Genomic DNA, 19,731 nt, shown 5'->3' with positions numbered 1-19,731 from the left:
TTAAGCCTTCCTTAGTTTACGGAATAACAGTACACCCATTAACACAATAGCAAAACCAATAATTGTATTCATGCCATAATCTGATGCGGTTTTTGGAAGCTTGGCACCCTTTACTGTTTTAGCTTCGGCTTGTTTTGTCGTTGATACAGTGTCCGTAGAGTCATTCAACTTTTCACCAATCACGTTAATGGTATCAGAATCAACCATTTCACCGGTTACAATCATGTCGGCTAATAACTCACCGTTCAGGTTATAAAGGATAATTTTCAAGTTCGCACCTTTAAGTTCTTCCATCCCGAATAATTCTGCGATCGATAACGGTGTTTCTGTTCCGTCTTTAACAAGGCTGTAGCTTGCCTTGAGTTGGAAAATATCTAGAAATTCATTATAGATCGAAATCAATTCCGCAATTTGTTCGTCGGTCAGTTCGATTGCCTGTTCAAATTCTGCAAAATCCATCATCCGGAAAGCTAAATTTTCCAACCGTTCTAACGTCTCAGGCTGTGCAAGTTGCTCTTCGATTGCCATAAAATGCGCATCTAAGCGCTGCAGCTCACCATCGGTAAGGTCAAATTCTTCCTGGAAAAGCTGAAGCATCTCCATTAACATTTCTTCATCCATTTCAAGTGGCCATTCACCAGTATAAGTCATTACCGCTTGGTCAAGATTGTCGATAAAAATATAGTTGTCAATGCTATCATCGTTTTCCGCTAACAGTTGAAGTAAGGCGTTCTGATCAAGTTCATAGTACTCCATAAAATAATCTAAGTTACTAAAATCAGCTTTGATAACATCTCCTAAAAAATCACGTAGCTCGGTTACTGATTCAAACTCATCTAGACTGAAATCGTATAAAGCTAAAGAATTCTCAATATTTTTTTGCGTTACTTCAAATCCCCGAATACCCGCTAAATCTCCTAGATAATGTACGAGATCTTGGTCGAAATTGGGATCTCGCTCAAATGTTTGTTCATCAATATAAAAAGCAACGGAATCTTCCAAATCGCTTAAAAAAATATAATCATTAATAGTTTCGCCATATTCCCTGAGCAGGCTAGATAAATTTTCCTTATCCAAGTTATATGTTTCATATATTGTATTCAAATTACTAAGGTCTTTCTTAATCGGTGCTAATAACGTACGAATTTCATCAACAGACTGAATGCTCTCAATATCCGTATCGAAAAGCCAAAGCGCGTAATCAACATCTTCCCTTGTGACGTCAAATCCCCGTTCCTTACTAACCTCATTTAAATAAGCATTTAAATCTTGGTCAAAATTTGGATCCTGTGCAGCTGATGAAACATGTGGAAACAACCCCACTACTAACAACAACATGAATAAAATAGACCCGATCTTTCTCATTCTTATCCTTTTCTCCTCAAAAAAATGTAATGTATTCTAGAAGATTATAATCTGGTGGGAGGATTTTGACAATTAGATTTTTTTGGTATTTATAAAAGATTATATTTCTATTAGTGACTACCAATCTTTATTTGATAACTACAGGTTTAAATTGACTTATCCTGGTCAAGAATGGTAGAAGGTTAACTATTTTCCTATATTCCTATTCATCTAGATAAAAAGATAGTTGGGGATGTATAAATAATGATAAAAGGAGGGAATCCATGGCGTACAAAAAAAAGAAACAACCTGTATTCAAAAGTTTTACGGAAAATGTAGAATACATGAAGAAAGAGCTGGGAGTCGGCGAAAGCTTTGATGCTATTCATCTTGATATGAATTATGCGGACCGGGATATGGGCTTATTTTTAATTGATGGGTTTGCGAAGGACAAGATATTGCACTTCTTAATGAAATTACTTGCAGAGTTAAAACCTGAACAACTAGAACCAGATCCATTACTTAAATTAATGAAAACGTATCTTCCATATATAGAGTTGAGTACGGAAGATGATCTGGATAAGACTGTCTTCTGGGTGTTAAGTGGCGCAACTGCACTTGTAGTTGATGGAATTGATAAAGTCATTATTATTGATGCGCGAACATATCCTGTAAGGTCGCCAAGCGAACCAGATCTAGAGCGTGTGACAAGAGGTTCTCGCGATGGATATGTCGAAACAATAGTTTTTAATACTGCGCTGACCAGACGACGAGTCAGGGATCCATCCCTTCGTATGGAGTACATGTCGATAGGTAGACGTTCGCAAACAGATATTTGTGTGTCATATCTCAAGGATGTTGCTGATCCAGATATTGTGAAACAAATTAAAAGTTCCTTGGAAAAAATTGATACAGATGGGCTACCTATGGCTGACAAAACGGTGGAGGAATATCTTACTGGACGCGGATGGAATCCATATCCAACGGTTCGATATACAGAAAGACCTGATGTCGCCTCAGTTCACCTATATGAAGGACATGTTCTTGTCATGGTGGATGGCTCACCAAGTGTCATCATTGCTCCAGTAACGTTTTGGAATCATTTGCAACATGCGGAAGAATATAGACAGCGACCGATTGTAGGTGCGTACTTTCGATTCGTGCGTTTTTTTGCCGTATTTATGTCGTTGTTTTTACTGCCACTTTGGTATTTGTTTGCCGAACACCAAGAATTGCTACCAGAGGCGTTGGCTTTTATCGGGCCAAAGGAAACACTGGCTATCTCCTTATTAATTCAATTGTTAATGGTTGAGGTGGGGATGGACATCTTAAGGATGGCCACGATTCACACCTCCAGTGCAATGGCAACATCGCTTGGTCTAATTTCAGCAGTTGTTATTGGCCAGGTCGCAGTGGAGGTTGGTGTATTCACAAACGAAGTTATTTTCTACATTGCGCTCGTAGCAATTTGTACGTATGCGACACCATCGTATGAATTAGGACTGGCAAACCGAATATCACGGATTGCATTACTATTAGTAACAGCGGCGTTCGGTGTTCTAGGATATGTAGGCGGAATTCTTGCGTGGATTTTATTACTTTCCCGCCTGAATACAATCGGTGTTCCATACTTATGGCCGGTTATTCCGTTTTCGTACCGGGCTACTAGAGATGTATTCTATCGAGCGCCGATGCCGGTTAAGAACAGGCGTCCTAGAGCATTACATCCGGAGGATCCGGATCGGTAGGAGAATGGATAGTACTAGTTGTTATTAACGATAAAAGACGACAGTAAACACTGTTCGTCTTTTATCGTTTACTTTTTTATATGTTATTCTGCATACTAAAGCAATCATAACTGCTTAAATTTTCCTTAATAAGTGAAGAAAGGATTTAGGGAATGATTTTGTTTTAATGTTACAATTCTAAAGAGCTTGCAGGCTCTCTGCAATATCATGAATTGCATTTATTAAATCATCCATACTAAATGCAATATAACTTGTACCAATCGCAATCACAATTAAAGAAAAGATCATAAGAAACTGTAACCATTTGTTGTCTTTCATTTTATCCATCCTTTTAAAATTTGATTATATTTAATTGTAAAAGTATGAAAAATATTGACCAGAAGGGGCTATGCCCCTCCTGATCAATAATTGTAATAAATATCCCAATGCTGGCTCGTATCAGTTTTCACGTCAATACCTGAACGGAAAGTAGCGCTGTAATCTAGGTCCGCTGCAGCTGCGGTTCCAGTTGAAGACCATGTCATTGCAGGAGTGTAATAAGAGTCATCTGACATATTGTAATCTGTTATATACCACTTGGACCAATCACTTGCAAAGCTACCAGATGAATTTATATTAGGTTTAGTAGGTATTGTAAAACTAAAATTTAGGTTAATAGGATAACCAAAAGTAACTGTATAACTTCCATCATCATCATCTTTCGGTTCATAGGCATCCATAGCATCTGATCCAGTATATGGTAATGAGTTTCTTATGGAAGTAGTAGTCGCCCTCCACCCAGAGTTTGCTAGTACCTGCACTGTATTTTTGACAGTAAAAATGTCATATTTCGAATCGGATTCACTAGTAGATTTGTACAGTTCATAAAAAGATGTTAAAGTACCAGCATCATTTCGGATATAGTAAGCAGTTGATGTTCTAGTTGAACTCCTCAGTTTTCTACTACTAGCAGCACTAACAACAGACCTATTCAAGTAGCTAATAACTAGCTCCTCTTTGTCAGTTTCTTCAATTATGTTTGCTTCATGTTTTAAAATTTCTCTAAGATACAAATCATCACTGATATTTAGGAGTGCTCCATTTTCATCTTTATTTGTAATATCGCCTCCCCAAATTTTTAGCGGTACATCCTCTAGTGTATATCCTATTACTTCTAAGGTATCGTTTTCTTTATCATCTTTTACATTTTCTATACCCTTTTCCGCTTCGATTTGTTTCTCATCTTCTAGAAAGTCAACGAATATAGGTTTATTAACAGATCCTACATTGACCTTCATTTCAAATAAATTAAGCAATTCAGCATATTTCTTATAGGTTAAACCGCCGTATAGGTAGATTTTTTTACCGTTTACTAGTTCATTCTGTACAAAACTGCGTAATTTTTCGTTATTCTCGATATCTTTGTAATGAAAGGCGTAAGATGTGTAGTTTAAATATTGTTGAGTATTTCTAAAATCTTCTTCAACAGTTGCCTTTAATCTATTATAATTTACCATTTGATTTACTTTCTTCAATGATTTTTCGTTCTGACTATTATTCTTCAATAAATTGAGTTTGTTTATAAGTGATTCATCAGAAAAGAATACTAATTTTTCTACTGATGGTTTTTTACTAGCGTTGACTTTAGCGCTGTTGAAATTAACTGTATACGGTGTGGTTAACAGTCCAATAACCAATACAAAAACCAAGATAAAACTAATTACTCTTTTAAACACCATATTTACATCTCCCTTAATTAATTTTGTGTTGCTAATTGCCCCTGTGATCACATTTATAGTGTAAGCGTAATCTTTAGTAAAATGGAAGATGTAAACTTTTTTCTAAAAAAGCCTTATTTAATTTGAAAATAACAAAGTAGAATTTACTTACTAGAATTGAGTCTCTGAAATTGGTGGAGATAGAGGATCTGGTTGATCTTTATCATCAGCTAGGTTTATCGTGTTCTCCATATTAAAAAAAAACAAAACAACTATTAAAAAAAAGATCTTTTTCATAATCTTCCTCCTTTCAATCAGCTGAGTTAAAAAACTGTTATATATTAATTTTATTTTATTTTTGTAGTTAATTAGAAGTAGTAAATTTTACTCAATAATTTCTAAAATGATACAAAATTTACATCATGAATTAAATTCATAGATTATTTTTTGTTGCATATAACAAGTGAAGGGAAGCCTTCTTATAACTTTTGGTTTGATAGTAATGTTCTCCTAATTCTGCGCTAAAGTTTGTTGCAAGTGTTATAAAGTTTTGTGCAATACAATTATTAATAATCTTTTCCATAATGCTTTGATATCGTCTTATTTCCCCCTTAATTTTTAAAACCTTAGCTTCAACGCTTAGTAATTCATTAAAAGAATAAGGGTGAGTATTCTCATCCAAGACATTTAATGCCAATTTTAAATAACGATCAACATATGGGAAGTTTTTTAAATCTAAATACAATAATGCTAGACTTCTATATACATAATACTTCCCTTTGTTAGATTCAATTCTGCTCTGATACTCTAAATCTTGAAGATAATGCTTTAAAGCCAAATCGTAATTTCCTTGTTTTTGGTGTATTTCACCTAGGTTGTGTTCAATTTTTGATAGCATTTCAATGTCATGAATATCCGTCATATAAGACTTAGTTTCATTTAGTTTAATAATTGCTTCATCAGTATTTCCCAATAGTTGATTTTGAATAGCAATTGTTATCATTGTTCGATATTGTTTGTACTCTAAGTTTAATTCTTTGTAAAGTAAATAAGCTTTATTGGAGTAGTAAAGACTTTCTGTTTTGTCTGGTAAAATTCGTTGTTTTGTTAGACTTAAATTGTAAAAAAGATTAGCTAAATCCTCATTGTTCATCTCCAGTTTACTTGCTCTTGTATAGTAATCATCTGCATTAAAGAAGTCTTGTTTTAAATACTTTACATTGCCACATGTAACAAAATAATATGGTAATTCCTCTGAATTATAAATATGATCAATTAATTCAATATCGAGTAAAAATCGTTTTGATTGATTTATAATTTCTTCAGCTTTAATTAGTGACTTTTGTAAAGTGTAAATACGAATGAGAATGCTATAAATCTGTAAATATGTTTTGGTCGAATAAGACTGACATGAATGAATTGTAAGAAGCGATAAGTCTTTTTCAGAAATTAAACCACTTTCTCGATATTTCTTATAAATTCTAGCGATTTCTTTTTCATCAAAACTACAGCTGGGGCACAGATCTTGGGTGGAAATGTTTAACCTCTTTGCAGCAAACTGAATGAAATTTTTAGATGGTTTGATTTGTTGACTTTCAACACGGCTTAAATATGTTGTGGAATAACTATTGTCTAAAAATTGTTTCTGAGTAAGTCCTTTTTGAATACGGTATTGTTTAATAAGTAAACCTGTAACATTCATAATAACCTCCGAATATTCTAATTTTTAGTATAATTGTAGCCGAATTGTATATTTTGTCAATAAATTTTTACTTTAAAAAACGAACAGCATCCTATTGCTGTTCGTTTTTAAGAGCGTTATTTCATAGTTATCGTTAACTCCATATACTCTTCAATCGCTTCAATCACAGGCTGCAACGAAGCATCCCAGAATTCTTTCTTTTCAATATCCTTGTGCAGGAAGTTTTCTGCTAATTGCTCAACGGTCATTCTACCTGTATTCAGTAAAAGTTCATCATACTGTTCAGGGAACTGATCGCCTTTTTCTTTCGCTAATTTATAGATACCATTGCTAAACATGTATCCAATCGTATATGGGATGTTGTAGAATGCTAAATCTGTATGGAAAAAGTGGGGGATGGTCATCCATACATAGCTATTCGTCTCATCTATAACATCACCATATATCTCCTTCATCTTGTTTTCCATAAGATTCGATATTTCAGATGCAGTCAGTGGTCCTTGTTTTCTCTTTTGATAAAATTGTTGTTCAAACTCAAACATTGCTGGTACTGTCACTTGGTATTTCAATCCGTTCAAAATTTTCATTTCCAGTAGTGACAGTTTATCTTGTTCCGTAGATGCATGTTCAATCGCTGCATCTAATACGAGGTTCTCGGCAAAGGTAGACGCTGTTTCTGCAACACTTGTACTTACTTGTTGAGCAAACGCTGGTTCATTTTGCAAGATGTAATTATGATAGGCATGACCAAGTTCATGGGCAATGGTCACAACATCTTGGTAACTGCCAGTATAGGTTAAAAAGATTCGGCTTTCTTTAGCAAGCGGTATGTTCGCACAGAACCCGCCATGCATTTTACCTTTCCGATCCTCAGCTTCAATCCAACCTTCATGAAATGCTCTTTCTGCAAACGTGCCAAGTTTCTCACTGAATTTATGAAACTGTGTAATGATAATATCTGCTGCTTCACTATAGGAAATCTTGCTTTCGGATGTGAAGGAAGGTGTATCTGTATCGTACCAACTTAATTTTTCTAGATTCATAACTTTGGCTTTTCGTTCAAGAAACGACTGTACTATTTCTCTTTTTTCATTAATAGCTGACATCATTGTTTGTACGGTTTGCTCTTGGATTCGATTATCTTCCATTGCTTCTTTCAAAACATTATCCCATCCACGCTGTTTATAGACATCTAAGCGAAACCCACTGATGCGATTTAGGGCGGTAGCAAATGCTTCGGACTGTCCCTTGCAGACTTCAACGAGGGAATGAGCAGTTTGTTGGCGAACGGTACGATCACTAGAAAATAAATAGCCCATCGTCTGTCCAATGGATATTTCCTCCGTTTTCCCGTCCTTTTCAACTGGAATACGTAAATTACCCATCATTTGCTCGTAGTAATCTTCCCACCCTATAAATCCATTGACTGATAGATCGTTAATTAATTTTTCCATTTCAATTGATAGTTTATCTTCCATCTTTTGTTTGCGTTCTTTTAAGTAAAATTGATATGCCTTTACCTCTTCGTGTTGCAGTAAAGTTTCCCATTCTGATTCGGAAAGTCCCGCGATTATTTCGTCGATATCAATTTTAAAAGACTCAAATCCAGCCTTAATTTTTTCGCTTTCTTCAATTAATTTAGCAACATCAGGATCATCCACATTTACTGCATATAGACAAATCATAAATTCATCCAATTCAAATGATTCATGTAAAAATGTTTGTACCTCCTGAAAGAAGGTAACCAAGCTCTCAACATTCGGTTGATCAAACGTTTGAACATTTTTCTGTAGTTCGTTTAAATTAAGTTTTAGTTTAGCTATTAATTCGTTCAACTTACTCGAATTTTTACCACCTGGATATAGGGAATCCAAATCCCAATTTTCACTAATCACTTTCTCCATCTAATCCCTCCAACTTTTGTCTCTACAAATAGTATAGATTATTTATAATTTTCTTGTATCCGTCTGAAGACTGAGGCGTGGTCGTTATTGGGAATGAATATAATGGGTAACGTAAGAAAAGGCAGCTATTAAAGGAAGTGAATATGATAAAGACACGTTAATAAAGGCTGTTTTTTAAAAGAATGTTGTTTTTGTAAAAGTATACGTACTGTGAACTAGTTTAAGATGATGGCTGTACCATCGCTACAGAAATACACTTCGCTTTCCGCGGGCTTGCGCTGAGCCTCCTCGTGAGAAAACCACTCACTGTGGGGTCTCAACACTTCGCTTTCCCGCAGGAGTCTTCGTGTATTTCTTCCGCTGAATTTGTGCTTCACAACTTTTTTGTTTTTTATACTTGATGAAAAACATAATTATCTTCTATTTGATAGTTGATTGGAGCGGAGGACAGTCGACTCCTGCGGGAAAAGCAACAGCTGAAGACCCCGGAAGAAGCGCTTTTTGCTTCTGAGGAGGCTAAAGCGTTGCCCGCGGAAAGCGACTGCCCGCAGCGGAAATCAACGTTGCTATATACTTGCATATCCACCAGAGATCAAAGAAGGGATTTATTTAGACTCATTTGACCAACTATCCTTCATGCCGACCGTTACTGCAAAACAAATTACATTTGGTAATCTCAAGGCTATTGGGTAAGGATTGGCTTTATCAGGCAATTCTCATATTCGAGGTTGAAGAAGATCAATGTGTGGTTTGGGTAGATGGCGTTAGACACAAAAGAGAAAATGTTTATTGGAAACGTAAATGAAATTTGCTTGAGCAGATGATCATAGTACTACTTAAGGTAGGACATAATTTCATCTGTTTTTTCATTGATCAGAAACTTTTATAACAAATCATTCAGAAAATTACTTCACATTAGTAGCAGATTAATCTAGAATAAGATGTATGAATAATTGGATTACGGAGGTATAACGCGGTGTAAAAATGAATGACTAACCTAAAAACAACTGAATAGAAAAACGTATTTGAGGTGTAAAGATGTTGTTAAGGGAAAGAAATTTTCTCCTATTGTGGTTAGGTAAACTTGTTTCTATTTTTGGCGACCGGTTTAGTGAGCTCGTTATACCGTGGATTATCCTTGAGGTAACTGGTTCGCCAATTAAGGCAGGCATTGTGGCGATAAGTGTACACATAGCACCAATCGTCTTTTCTTTGCCAGCTGGTGCGTGGGTGGAAAACAGATCAAAGAAGAAAATTGCGATGTCAGCAGAGTTAGTTCGAGCGCTTATGATGGCTGTGCTTGTCTTTACGATTTATATCGACCAATTTAATGTCGTGGTGATTTCTTCTATCCTGTTTATAACCGGAGTAGCAGGATTATTTTATACCATTTCCATGAATACGTTGTTGCCTAGAATTACTGGTAGAGACCGGTTGATTGATGCACATAATTACTTGGAAGCGGCTGATGCGATTAGTACGTTAATCGGACCGCTTCTTGCAGGATTCGTGCTTTCTGCCATTGGTGCAGCAGCAACACTTGGAATAGATGCATTTTCATTTTTACTATCCTTCATTGGGATTGCCTGTTTGACGATTCGTGAAAAAGTTCCGGAGAAAAAAGAACAATCTGTGAAAAAAAATACGTGGGATCAGGTTTTGAATGGATTTAAATTGTTGTTTTCAACTAAGATCCAGCGGTTTATTACGTTGAATCATGCGATTCTCAACTTTAGCACGCATGCGATTAGTCTGCTTGCCATCGTTTATGCGCAAAAGGAGCTTGGATTAACTGCTGCGGAAACAGGAATTCTTTTGTCTGGTGCGGGTGCGGGTAATATTGTTGGGATTTTTTTAATGCAACGTGTGAAAAACATGCATTGGAATCGATTATATGGAACGATCCTGCTTGTATCGGGCATTGGCGTTGCACTACTTGCGATTTCACCAAACCTGTGGAGTGCTTTTGTGGGGATGTTCTTATTTGATGGTGCGTTATCGATGGCTTTTGTCATCAATGGAGCAGCAAGACAAACTGTTACATCCGACAGCTTTCTAGCGCGCGTAAGTAGTGGTGGTATTTTACTCGCAGGCATCGTTATCATTACTGCGAATGGCTATGCAGGAGTTGTTGCTGAAGTTATTAGTCCTGTGTTGGCGTTAATCATCTGTTCGGGAATTTTGCTTGTGAATAGTATTGTTTCGTATGCGCAAAAAAACTTAAGAAAATCACTCGCTTCTTTTGGAGTTGAGTAAATAAAATAAAGTGAGGTATCTAACGGATGTAAATCTACCTTTTTTTCATCTAATTAAAAAATGAAAAAAGGGGTAGTGAAAATGAAAAATCGTTCCTTTCGTTATTTATGGATGGGTCAGGCGTCTGCAAATTTCGGTGACGTTTTATATGTTGTTGGCTTAGTTGCAATTTTGTATTTGCTTTCTGAATCAGTGTTTTATTTGGCGTTGTTGCCTTTTGTGAACACGTTTGGTCGATTTTTAGGAGGTTTTGTTTCTCCAATTTTGTTCAATAAATATCGACTGAAAGTGCTTTTGGTAGGCTCTCAGATCGGTAAGACATGTTTATTGCTAGGGCTTGCAGTCTGGATAAGTCTACAGGCTACACCTTCTATTTGGATATTAATTAGCTTTATTGCGATCATTGCCTTTTTAGATGGATGGGCTGCACCTGCCACTCGGGCAATGTTGCCAAGAATTGTAGAAGAAGAGGAAATTGTGCAGGCAAACAGCTTTATTTCCGTTGTAGATCAATCGATTCAGCTCGGTGGTTGGGCACTGGGTGGCTTACTTGTTGCCTGGATTGGTGGGACACAGGTCATATGGATAACGTTTGCTTTATTTGTTCTCTCTTCATTGATGATGTTTCAGATAAAAGATAAAACGCCTTTTCAGGTTAAAGAAAAAGAAAGGGTAACAAGGCTTTTAAAAGAAGGCTGGAAGATTATTTGGAACCAACCAATGTTCCGAACAATACATGTTGTGATCTTCATTGAAATAGTAGCCAATGTCGTGTGGATTGCAGCAATTGTGTATGTTTTCGTGACTGAGGTCCTGCACAAATCAGAAGCATGGTGGGGCTATATGAACGCTACGTTTTTCGTTGGACTCGTTATAGGTGGTGTTTTCTGTTCGAAGTTTTCACTTGCTGTAGAACGCCACTTGAAAAAAATAATGATAACTTCGTCGTTTGGCGTTAGTGTAATTACGCTTGTATTTGGCTTTAATTCCATAGCCTGGATTGCATTAGTACTTTCGGTATTTATCGGCATGGTGGAACAAGTAAAATCGATCACGTATGAAACGTATCTACAAAAAACAGCGACTTCAGAGGAATTACCGAAAATTTATGGTGCACAAGGAGCATTAGTCGCATTAACGTTCGGGCTTTCATCATTAATGATGGGGGTTATTGCAGACCTATTTGGTGTCAGATATGTATTTTGGTTAGCGGGGATACTGTTAGTCATTGCGGCAGTTTATTTAGTTGCAAAAAAGGATAATTTCGTAGCACAAAAATAAGGATGAGGGCTACATCGAAAGTTGATGTAGCCTTATCAATAGGAGGAAATTTGGATGAGCTTTACAAATTCGTACGAAGAATTTAAACATGCATGGAAAAGTTTTTCAGCAGAGGGATTGGATCGTTTTATGTCAAAGGATTATGCAGCTAGAGAAATACGCGATGGGGAAATAGTAGATTTTGGTTATGAAGAATCGATGGAAGGCTGGAGGCAAGCGTTTGATTATTTTAGCGATAAAGATGCAGAGTGGCACTTAAAAGATATCGGGTTCATCCCAGTGAAAGACGACGAGATGGTAGCAGTTTTATCGGCAACGTTATCCGTCAACGGAGAAATGATGAAAACTGCGAATCTATTTTTTGACACCTTTAAGCAGAAGGAAGATGGGGACTGGGTTTTAGTCCGAAGCTATATTGAAGCTGGAGTTCCATTGGATAAACTAGCAGATATAAAAGTTGGAATGTAATAGTTATTGGCAGATGCGCAACTATGGAGCGGTATCGAAATTCATGTGAAATAAGAATAACTCGGGCGATTTCAGTAAAAACTCGGGCTGCAATCACCACAGTATGGTAGAGGTAACAGGCTTGAGAAAATCTGAACTTTTGAAGTATCATAGTAGTAGTTGGATAAATTTTTAATAGAAAGAGGTACATACGATGGAAAACAAATATTTTCGTGTAGAAAAAATTTCAGAAGGTGTATTTGCTACGATTGAAAAGAAAAGTGGTGGCGCGTTTGCAAATGCTGGAATAATCGATTTAGGTGATCAAACAGTTGTATTTGATACATTGAACACACAGCAGTCAGGTGCAGCGTTGAAGGAAGTGGCTGAGGAACTTACTGGTAAGCCCGTTTCATGGGTAATTAATAGCCATTGGCACGGCGACCATATCCATGGAAATCAATCCTTCCCAGAAAGCAAGATTATTTCTAGTCAAAAAACACGTGGCAAAATGATGGAAATCTTCCCTTCAAAAATGGAAGCGGATAGAAATGCTATTCCAGAATTGGAAAAACAAATAGAAGAATTACAGCAACAATATGAACAATCGAAGGATGCTGATTTACTGGCAGAAATAGATTTTCATAAAGAAATTGTACTTTCACGACCTAACCTTGAATTGGTTTTACCAACATACACATTTCAAGATGAATTTACGATTCATGGAAAAGATCGCACAATAAATGTCCTTACGTACGGTGGCGGTCATACACTTTGTGATGCAATCCTATATTTACCCGAGGAAAAAATTGCGTTCCTAAGTGATTTATTATTTGTCGACGCTCATCCAATCTTCTTTAACGAAACAAACTTAGAGCAATGGTCAGCTAATTTGAAAAAAATCGATGAGTTAGACATTAAAACAGTTATTCCAGGGCATGGACCAGTTGCAACGAAGGAAGAATTCGGACCAATAATTGATTATATGCAAGATATTAGTGAACTTGCGAAGAGTGACCAGGAGATTGAAGCGATAGAAATTCCGAGCAAATACAAGGATTGGAATTCAGGACACTTTTTCAAAAGCAATCTAAACGTACTGCGCGAAAGAGAAAAATAATGAAACAAATTATTGCATTAGGTGGCGGGGGATTTTCGATGGAGCCGGATAATCCCCTGCTTGATTTATATATATTGGAGCAAACTGGAAAACCTGAACCGAAAATTTGCTTTCTTGGAACCGCTAGTGGCGATGCGGAAAACTATATCGAGAAATTTTATCATTTTTTTCAAAAACAAAAATGTAAGCCCTCTCATCTGTCATTATTCAAGCCATCTACTAGAAAAATAGAGGATTTCATCATGGACCAAGACATTATCTATGTTGGTGGTGGAAATACGAAAAATTTACTCGTTTTATGGAAGGAATGGGGCTTAGACTGTATCTTGAAAAAAGCTTGGGAAAACGGTACGATCCTCGCTGGAATTAGTGCCGGTTCTTTGTGCTGGTTTGAGGAAGGGCTTACCGATTCTTACGGGGATGAACTGGAACAGATAACCTGTCTTGGGTTTGTAAATGGCAGCAACTGTGTGCATTATGATGAAGGCGAAGAGAAGAGAACTGCCTTTCATTCAGCAATCACAAATCGTGTACTACAGAACGGGATTGCTGCAGACAATGGAGTAGCGATTCACTTTGTTGATGGGCAGGTAAAGAAGGCAGTTAGCTCAAGACCGAATGCGAAGGCATATCGTGTCATGCTTACCGAAAAAGGTGTTGATGAGGAAGAACTCACTACAGAATATTTAGGTAATACTGGAGGCGAATCATGACGAAGGGGTTAATTCATCATGTGGAGTTATATGTATCACACCTGAAACGATCGATTGAATTTTGGAGCTGGTTTCTAGAAGATCTCGGTTATGAGCTTTACCAAGAGTGGGAAGCGGGTCGAAGTTTCAAGTTAGGTGATACATACATCGTATTTGTGCAAACGGACGAACGATTTCTAGATATTCCCTACCATCGAAAGAGAGTAGGACTGAATCATCTGGCATTTCACGCGGAATCACGTGAGCATGTAGATAAGGTGACCGCTAGATTGCAAGAAAACGGCGCAACAATTTTATATGCTGATAAACACCCGTATGCAGGTGGAGAAGATTATTATGCTGTATATTTTGAGGATCCAGATCGGATGAAGGTGGAGTTGGTTGCACCAAGAGTGGAGTGTTAAACTTTTCGATTTCGATGGCATAGATGGGATGATTAAAGATAAAGTGATTACCCAACTATTTACCGTCAACGGTTACTTATTAGCGAAAGATTATTTGGCTAAGTGAATGAGGTGTTTTTTTGAAGATCAATGGAATTAATCATCTATTATTTTCTGTTTCGGATCTAGAAAAGTCCATTGAATTTTATCAAAATGTATTTGATGCAAAACTTCTAGTGAAAGGTAATACCACAGCTTATTTTGATTTGAACGGATTATGGCTTGCACTTAATGTAGAGGCGAACATTCCGCGAAACGAGATTAAGGAATCCTATACACATACTGCTTTTAGTGTTGACGAAAATGATTTCGACGAAGCGTGTGCACACCTGGAAAAGCTAGGAGTTACTATTCTTGATGGAAGAAAACGAGATAGTCGTGATAAGCGATCAATCTATTTTACCGATCCAGATGGACATAAGTTTGAATTTCATACTGGTACACTTCAAGATCGGCTAGATTACTATAAAGAAGAAAAGAATCATATGAAATTTTATTGAATCTAAGTTTTTGGTATTTTTAGTTCAATCTATTTTTGTAGTATTTTCAATCGCGCGAACTTGTACGATTTTCGTGCGATCTTGCTAGACAATCGTGCAATGAAAACAAGAAATCGCGCAATATCCCGAATGTTGCGCGACATTGCGATGATGTTGCACGATTCTATTTTACTATTGCGCGTTTTACTTGGTTTACCGCGCGATTATGATTATCTGAAATGGCTAAAAGCAAAATAAAAGAAAAGAGGAATCCATAATGGCTGTCCCAAAGCATATTGTATCTGCGGCTACTATTGTTTTGAATGACAATAAAGAGCTTTTATTGATAAAAGGTCCACGAAGGGGCTGGGAAATGCCTGGTGGGCAAGTGGAAGAAGGCGAATCACTAAAAGACGCTGCAATCCGCGAAACAAAAGAAGAAACGGGAATTGATGTAGAGATTATCAAGTTTTGTGGAATCTATCAAAACGTTTCTAGGAGTATTTGCAATACATTATTTTTGGCCAAACCAATTGGTGGGAACCCTACTACTAGTAATGAAAGTCTGGAAGTTAATTATTTTCCACTGGAAAAGGCTCTGGAAATGGTTACTTGGAAAAATTTCCGTCAACGAATTGAGAATTGTTTAGACGAGTCAAAACACCCATTCAACGTGGAGTTTTGATCGAATGGAACTGAAAAAAATACATATCATTGGGTCGGTTGGAAGCGGAAAAACGACTTTTGCTAGGAGACTAGCAAAACAGCTAGGAATTAATCATTATGAGATAGATAATATCGTTTATAAAAGGCGATTACACGGATCTTTACATGATGTGAAGCGAACTTCTGAAGAAAGAGATGCGTACTTTGCAGAGATTTTGCGTACCGATGCTTGGATAGTTGAAGGGGTTCATAGTTTTGATTGGGTAATACCTAGTATGCAACAGGCAGATGTGGTCATATTGCTCGATACGAAATTTTCTGTGAGACGGTATCGAATCATTCGCCGATTTATCTTGCAGAAGCTCGGGCGTGAGAAGGCAAACTATGTTCCTTCGTTAAAAATATTTTGGCGAATGTTTAAATGGAATCGTATGTTTGAAGATGATCGAAAGCACATACTGAAAATGATTGAGAAATATAATGGTCGTGAGATCATTCTGAAAAACAGTCGGGAAGTAGAAAGCTATATTGAGGAGTTGGGCAAGAATGGGATACGTGATGGACTTAAGAAAGCAAGTAGGATCTAGACCGATCATCATCGCTGGATCAAGTGTTTTGTTAGTAGACGAAAATAATAATTTACTATTGCAACTAAGAAAAGATAACAACCGCTGGGGGTTGCCAGGTGGTTCGATGGAGCCAGGTGAAAAGCTAGAGGATGTGGCGAAAAGAGAACTAAAGGAAGAAACCGGATTGACCGCTCTGGAATTAACTTTCTTCAACGTATTTTCAGGTGAAGATTTTTACTACAAATATCCACATGGAGACGAAGCGTATAATGTCATATCTGCGTATATTTGTCAGGAATATCAAGGTGAATTAGCAGTTGATCAAGAAGAAGTACAAGCATTGGAATTTTTTGCAATTGATGATCTGCCATGGAACATTAGCCCGCCAGATAGCAAGGTAATTGAGGCATACAAGGAGAGTTTAGGGTGAATTTTAGATTAGAAAATGGAAAAGATGTGACCGTTCGAGAATACGCTACTGAAGATTTTCCGGCCATAAACGAATTGAACGCAAACGAAGGTTGGAACACATTAGTTGAGCGTGCAGAGGAAACAAAAGAAGCAATGGAGAATTCAACTATTTCTTATGTAGCAACAGTCGATGGAATAGTAGCAGGATACGTTAGAGGATTTACCGATAAACAAATTACGACCTACATTTGTGAAGTTATTATAGGGAAGGAATTGCGTGGATGTGGAATGGGTAAAAAGCTTTTAGAATACGTGCATAACCTTTATCCAAAAACGCGAATGGAACTGTTAGGGTTGAGCACGTCGAAAGAGTTTTATGAAAAACTAGGATTTAGGAGTTTTTATGGTTTTCGGAAGACAATTGAGGGCTAGAATGGCTAGAAGGAGTGAATCCTTATGAATCTGAACCTGATAGAAATTAACAAAAATAATTGGAAAGCATGCATTCAATTGAGTGTAAACGAAAATCAAAAGGAATTTGTAGCGGAAAATTCGTATTCGCTGCTTCAGTCCATCTATGAAGGCGGAATGTACCCCTATGGGATATATCGCAGTTTGACGGGCAGTAATACCCCCACTTCATAAATAAAATGGAAACTAGGAATTTTATGTGGGGGATAAAACTGCCCGTACAAGCCCGATTGGTTCAACTACCATTCAGTGGGGAAGAGCGAAAACCCCCACTGAATGGAGTTTCACTTTATGACGGCGATGTCATGGTTGGATTTTTGATGTATGGGAAAGATCCTGACACAAATCGCATGGAAGTTTGCAGGCTTATGGTTGATAAAAAGCACCAACATAAAGGATACGGCAAAGCTGCAATGATTAAGCTGTTAGATTTTATAAGTGTTAAGCATGGAAACATGGATTTCTATACTAGCGCGGAGCCGGAAAACGTCCATGCAATTGGATTATACGAACAACTCGGTTTTCATAAAACGGGTGAAATCATGTGGGGAGAAGTAGTGTTGAAGAAGGAAGTGTAAATAAAGAATGATCATCATGATTAACGGTGCTTTTGGTGTGGGAAAGACAAGCGTAGCTGAAGCTTTACAAAAAACGATGGAAAACAGTATGATTTTTGACCCTGAGCTAGTTGGATTTATGCTTCGGAATATAGTAACTCCAGAAATAATGGAAACTAAAGAAGATACTGGTGACTTTCAGGATTTAGAATTATGGCCGAAATTGACAGTTCATGTTGCTGAAGAACTCACTGAGAAGTATAACAGGACATTAATTGTCCCAATGACAATCTACAACAAAGACTATTTCCGGTTCATTTATGATGGATTTAAACAAATCAATAAAACCTACCATTTCTGCTTGTTGGCAGATGAGCAAACCATACATAATAGATTAATAGAGCGGGGAGAAACGGTAGGGAATTGGTGTTTTCAACAGACAAGTAAGTGTGCGGAAGCATTTAATGACAGCATTTTTGAAGAATTCATTGATACCGAAGCCAAAACCATTTCGGAGATAGCTCAACTTATTAAGAACAAATGTACATGATTCCAAATACAAGCAAGATAATGGGAATACTGGCCAGATTACGAAAATACAAGCTGAATTACTCCAAATACTGACCGAATGCTTAAAATACAAGCCAACTTATTTAAAATACTGGCGAATCCACTTAAATTAATAACAAACAAGAACCAGCACCGCAACGGTGCTGGTTCTTGTTTGTTATTAATCAAAAGCTAAATTCTCACGAATCCGCTCAACTGCCTCATAAATCCGCTCATTCGGAACAGAAAGCGAAACCCGGAAATATCCTTCGCCACCTGGTCCAAATATATCGCCAGGAGTGAAAATAACGCCTGATTTCTCTAAAACAGTTGCCACAAACCCTTCCGATGTATATCCATCAGGAACAGGCGCCCAGATAAAGAATCCGGCTTGGATTGGTTTGGCGTCAATTCCGATCGATTGTAGAGCATCAACTAACGCATGCATCCGTTTTTCGTAAACACGATTATACTCACTCACAGAGCTTTGGTCGCTCATCAACGCATGGGCAGCTGCCTTCTGAATTGGTGTAAATACCCCGGTGTCGACATTACTTTTGTAAATGGCTAAGGAACGGATGACGTCTTTGTTTCCAACAACATATCCAACACGCCAGCCTGTCATGCTATACGATTTTGACAAGGACCCGAATTCAACAGTCAACTCCTTTGCTCCATCTATCTGCATGATGCTAGGTGCTTGATACCCGTTATAGGTAACCATGTTGTAAGCTGAATCGGTGACGATTAAAATGTCATGCTGTTTTGCAAAAGCCACTGCTTTTTCATAAAAATCAATATCTACTGTAGCGCCAGTTGGGTTGCTTGGATAGTTTAAAAACAGTACTTTTGCTTGAGATAGAATCTCTTTTGGGATTTCCTCAAAATTTGGTTTAAAACCGTTTTCCGCGTGAACGGGCATAGAATAATAATTTCCATCCGCTAGAAGTGTGGTTAGTCGATAAACGGGATACCCTGGATCTGGTCCTAACACATAATCCCCCTTATCGATAACAGATGGAAGTAAATGACCGATCCCTTCTTTTGAACCTATCAAGGCTAGAACTTCAGTCTCTGGGTCGAGTTTCACATCATATGTTTTTTTATAATAGGTAGCTACTGCTTCCCTAAACTCAGAGCATCCGTTAAAGTTAGGGTATTTTAAATTGGCAGGATTTTGTACTTCCTCAACGAGTTTGTCAACAATATGCTTAGGTGTTGGTAGATCAGGATCACCGACACCTAAATCAATCACGTCTACACCTGCCTGCAAAGCCTTTTGTTTCATTTTCTGTACTTCGGCAAATTTATATGGAGGTATGTTTGAAAGTCTATTTGACTTGTATTTCACTTGAAAATCTCCCTGTTTTTATT

At 37.3% G+C, this 19,731-nt stretch carries 21 protein-coding genes; 14 read left to right on the top strand and 7 right to left on the bottom strand.

The annotated features are described in order from the left end of the window. Positions 1 to 1,365: a processed acidic surface protein gene (locus ACY9Z2_RS15475; RefSeq protein WP_463610558.1), complete on the bottom strand. Its 1,365-nt coding sequence runs from the start codon at positions 1,363 to 1,365 to the stop codon at positions 1 to 3. Between the two features lie 263 nt (positions 1,366 to 1,628). On the opposite strand from ACY9Z2_RS15475, the gene ACY9Z2_RS15470 reads away from it, so the two are divergent. Further along, the gene (locus tag ACY9Z2_RS15470; RefSeq protein WP_463610557.1) at positions 1,629 to 3,092 is read left to right on the top strand and encodes a spore germination protein; all 1,464 of its coding nucleotides are present in this window, start codon (positions 1,629 to 1,631) and stop codon (positions 3,090 to 3,092) included. 177 nt (positions 3,093 to 3,269) lie between these two features. Here ACY9Z2_RS15470 and ACY9Z2_RS15465 read toward each other — a convergent pair whose 3' ends face one another. From ACY9Z2_RS15465 to ACY9Z2_RS15445, 5 genes are all read right to left on the bottom strand, one after another. Continuing rightward, positions 3,270 to 3,410 carry a hypothetical protein gene (locus ACY9Z2_RS15465; RefSeq protein WP_463610556.1) on the bottom strand — a complete coding sequence of 47 codons (141 nt, stop codon included), beginning with the start codon at positions 3,408 to 3,410 and terminating at the stop codon, positions 3,270 to 3,272. A gap of 83 nt (positions 3,411 to 3,493) precedes the next feature. Continuing rightward, on the bottom strand, positions 3,494 to 4,810 hold the full coding sequence (locus ACY9Z2_RS15460; RefSeq protein WP_463610555.1) for a hypothetical protein: 1,317 nt from the start codon (positions 4,808 to 4,810) through the stop codon (positions 3,494 to 3,496). Between the two features lie 150 nt (positions 4,811 to 4,960). After that, on the bottom strand, positions 4,961 to 5,086 hold the full coding sequence (locus tag ACY9Z2_RS15455) for a hypothetical protein (protein WP_463610554.1): 126 nt from the start codon (positions 5,084 to 5,086) through the stop codon (positions 4,961 to 4,963). Between the two features lie 136 nt (positions 5,087 to 5,222). Beyond that, the gene (locus ACY9Z2_RS15450; protein WP_463610553.1) at positions 5,223 to 6,491 is read right to left on the bottom strand and encodes a helix-turn-helix domain-containing protein; all 1,269 of its coding nucleotides are present in this window, start codon (positions 6,489 to 6,491) and stop codon (positions 5,223 to 5,225) included. Positions 6,492 to 6,607: 116 nt separating this feature from the next. Further along, positions 6,608 to 8,395 (bottom strand): M3 family oligoendopeptidase, encoded by a 1,788-nt coding sequence (locus tag ACY9Z2_RS15445; RefSeq protein WP_463610552.1) that lies wholly within the window; start codon positions 8,393 to 8,395, stop codon positions 6,608 to 6,610. A 1,038-nt stretch (positions 8,396 to 9,433) separates the two neighbouring features. Between ACY9Z2_RS15445 and ACY9Z2_RS15440 the strand changes: the two genes are divergently transcribed. From ACY9Z2_RS15440 to ACY9Z2_RS15380, 13 genes are all read left to right on the top strand, one after another. After that, a complete protein-coding gene (locus tag ACY9Z2_RS15440) occupies positions 9,434 to 10,651 on the top strand; it encodes an MFS transporter (RefSeq protein ID WP_463610551.1) in 1,218 nt (405 codons plus the stop codon). An 81-nt stretch (positions 10,652 to 10,732) separates the two neighbouring features. Then, positions 10,733 to 11,932, top strand: a complete 1,200-nt coding sequence (locus ACY9Z2_RS15435) for an MFS transporter (RefSeq protein ID WP_463610550.1) — start codon at positions 10,733 to 10,735, stop codon at positions 11,930 to 11,932. Between the two features lie 54 nt (positions 11,933 to 11,986). Next, a complete protein-coding gene (locus ACY9Z2_RS15430; RefSeq protein ID WP_463610549.1) occupies positions 11,987 to 12,400 on the top strand; it encodes a flavoprotein in 414 nt (137 codons plus the stop codon). Positions 12,401 to 12,593: 193 nt separating this feature from the next. Next, positions 12,594 to 13,499, top strand: coding sequence for an MBL fold metallo-hydrolase (locus tag ACY9Z2_RS15425; protein WP_463610548.1), 906 nt, complete (start codon positions 12,594 to 12,596; stop codon positions 13,497 to 13,499). Further along, on the top strand, positions 13,499 to 14,212 hold the full coding sequence (locus tag ACY9Z2_RS15420; RefSeq protein WP_463610547.1) for a Type 1 glutamine amidotransferase-like domain-containing protein: 714 nt from the start codon (positions 13,499 to 13,501) through the stop codon (positions 14,210 to 14,212). Before ACY9Z2_RS15425 ends, ACY9Z2_RS15420 begins: the two co-directional genes overlap by 1 nt. Further along, positions 14,209 to 14,616 (top strand): VOC family protein, encoded by a 408-nt coding sequence (locus ACY9Z2_RS15415; protein WP_463610546.1) that lies wholly within the window; start codon positions 14,209 to 14,211, stop codon positions 14,614 to 14,616. Before ACY9Z2_RS15420 ends, ACY9Z2_RS15415 begins: the two co-directional genes overlap by 4 nt. A 119-nt stretch (positions 14,617 to 14,735) precedes the next feature. Further along, a complete protein-coding gene (gene fosB, locus ACY9Z2_RS15410; RefSeq protein WP_463610545.1) occupies positions 14,736 to 15,155 on the top strand; it encodes a metallothiol transferase FosB in 420 nt (139 codons plus the stop codon). A 256-nt stretch (positions 15,156 to 15,411) separates the two neighbouring features. Beyond that, positions 15,412 to 15,819, top strand: coding sequence for an NUDIX hydrolase (locus ACY9Z2_RS15405; RefSeq protein ID WP_463610544.1), 408 nt, complete (start codon positions 15,412 to 15,414; stop codon positions 15,817 to 15,819). A 4-nt stretch (positions 15,820 to 15,823) separates the two neighbouring features. Next, complete coding sequence (locus ACY9Z2_RS15400) at positions 15,824 to 16,387, top strand: AAA family ATPase (RefSeq protein WP_463610543.1); 564 nt, start codon at positions 15,824 to 15,826, stop codon at positions 16,385 to 16,387. Continuing rightward, positions 16,347 to 16,799 (top strand): NUDIX hydrolase, encoded by a 453-nt coding sequence (locus ACY9Z2_RS15395; RefSeq protein WP_463610542.1) that lies wholly within the window; start codon positions 16,347 to 16,349, stop codon positions 16,797 to 16,799. Before ACY9Z2_RS15400 ends, ACY9Z2_RS15395 begins: the two co-directional genes overlap by 41 nt. Further along, positions 16,796 to 17,212: a GNAT family N-acetyltransferase gene (locus ACY9Z2_RS15390; protein WP_463610541.1), complete on the top strand. Its 417-nt coding sequence runs from the start codon at positions 16,796 to 16,798 to the stop codon at positions 17,210 to 17,212. The genes ACY9Z2_RS15395 and ACY9Z2_RS15390 overlap by 4 nt, the downstream gene beginning before the upstream one ends. A gap of 218 nt (positions 17,213 to 17,430) precedes the next feature. Continuing rightward, on the top strand, positions 17,431 to 17,829 hold the full coding sequence (locus ACY9Z2_RS15385) for a GNAT family N-acetyltransferase (protein ID WP_463610540.1): 399 nt from the start codon (positions 17,431 to 17,433) through the stop codon (positions 17,827 to 17,829). Between the two features lie 7 nt (positions 17,830 to 17,836). Continuing rightward, a complete protein-coding gene (locus ACY9Z2_RS15380; RefSeq protein ID WP_463610539.1) occupies positions 17,837 to 18,358 on the top strand; it encodes an AAA family ATPase in 522 nt (173 codons plus the stop codon). 180 nt (positions 18,359 to 18,538) lie between these two features. On the opposite strand, the gene ACY9Z2_RS15375 is transcribed toward ACY9Z2_RS15380, so the two are convergent. Beyond that, on the bottom strand, positions 18,539 to 19,708 hold the full coding sequence (locus tag ACY9Z2_RS15375) for an LL-diaminopimelate aminotransferase (RefSeq protein ID WP_463610538.1): 1,170 nt from the start codon (positions 19,706 to 19,708) through the stop codon (positions 18,539 to 18,541). Positions 19,709 to 19,731: the final 23 nt, after the last annotated feature.

This window comes from Virgibacillus sp. GM2-2, from assembly GCF_055329585.1.
This window is presented reverse-complemented; position numbering and strand designations above follow the sequence as displayed.

Coding starts and splice junctions, on each gene's coding strand:
- ACY9Z2_RS15400 (WP_463610543.1), top strand. CDS start 15,824: ATGGAACTGAAAAAAATACATATCATTGGGTCGGTTGGAAGCGGAAAA.
- ACY9Z2_RS15450 (WP_463610553.1), bottom strand. CDS start 6,491: ATGAATGTTACAGGTTTACTTATTAAACAATACCGTATTCAAAAAGGA.
- ACY9Z2_RS15475 (WP_463610558.1), bottom strand. CDS start 1,365: ATGAGAAAGATCGGGTCTATTTTATTCATGTTGTTGTTAGTAGTGGGG.
- ACY9Z2_RS15425 (WP_463610548.1), top strand. CDS start 12,594: ATGGAAAACAAATATTTTCGTGTAGAAAAAATTTCAGAAGGTGTATTT.
- ACY9Z2_RS15465 (WP_463610556.1), bottom strand. CDS start 3,410: ATGAAAGACAACAAATGGTTACAGTTTCTTATGATCTTTTCTTTAATT.
- ACY9Z2_RS15435 (WP_463610550.1), top strand. CDS start 10,733: ATGAAAAATCGTTCCTTTCGTTATTTATGGATGGGTCAGGCGTCTGCA.
- ACY9Z2_RS15445 (WP_463610552.1), bottom strand. CDS start 8,395: ATGGAGAAAGTGATTAGTGAAAATTGGGATTTGGATTCCCTATATCCA.
- ACY9Z2_RS15455 (WP_463610554.1), bottom strand. CDS start 5,086: ATGAAAAAGATCTTTTTTTTAATAGTTGTTTTGTTTTTTTTTAATATG.
- ACY9Z2_RS15420 (WP_463610547.1), top strand. CDS start 13,499: ATGAAACAAATTATTGCATTAGGTGGCGGGGGATTTTCGATGGAGCCG.
- ACY9Z2_RS15430 (WP_463610549.1), top strand. CDS start 11,987: ATGAGCTTTACAAATTCGTACGAAGAATTTAAACATGCATGGAAAAGT.
- ACY9Z2_RS15415 (WP_463610546.1), top strand. CDS start 14,209: ATGACGAAGGGGTTAATTCATCATGTGGAGTTATATGTATCACACCTG.
- ACY9Z2_RS15405 (WP_463610544.1), top strand. CDS start 15,412: ATGGCTGTCCCAAAGCATATTGTATCTGCGGCTACTATTGTTTTGAAT.
- ACY9Z2_RS15440 (WP_463610551.1), top strand. CDS start 9,434: ATGTTGTTAAGGGAAAGAAATTTTCTCCTATTGTGGTTAGGTAAACTT.
- ACY9Z2_RS15460 (WP_463610555.1), bottom strand. CDS start 4,810: ATGGTGTTTAAAAGAGTAATTAGTTTTATCTTGGTTTTTGTATTGGTT.
- ACY9Z2_RS15380 (WP_463610539.1), top strand. CDS start 17,837: ATGATCATCATGATTAACGGTGCTTTTGGTGTGGGAAAGACAAGCGTA.
- ACY9Z2_RS15395 (WP_463610542.1), top strand. CDS start 16,347: ATGGGATACGTGATGGACTTAAGAAAGCAAGTAGGATCTAGACCGATC.
- ACY9Z2_RS15470 (WP_463610557.1), top strand. CDS start 1,629: ATGGCGTACAAAAAAAAGAAACAACCTGTATTCAAAAGTTTTACGGAA.
- ACY9Z2_RS15385 (WP_463610540.1), top strand. CDS start 17,431: ATGGAAACTAGGAATTTTATGTGGGGGATAAAACTGCCCGTACAAGCC.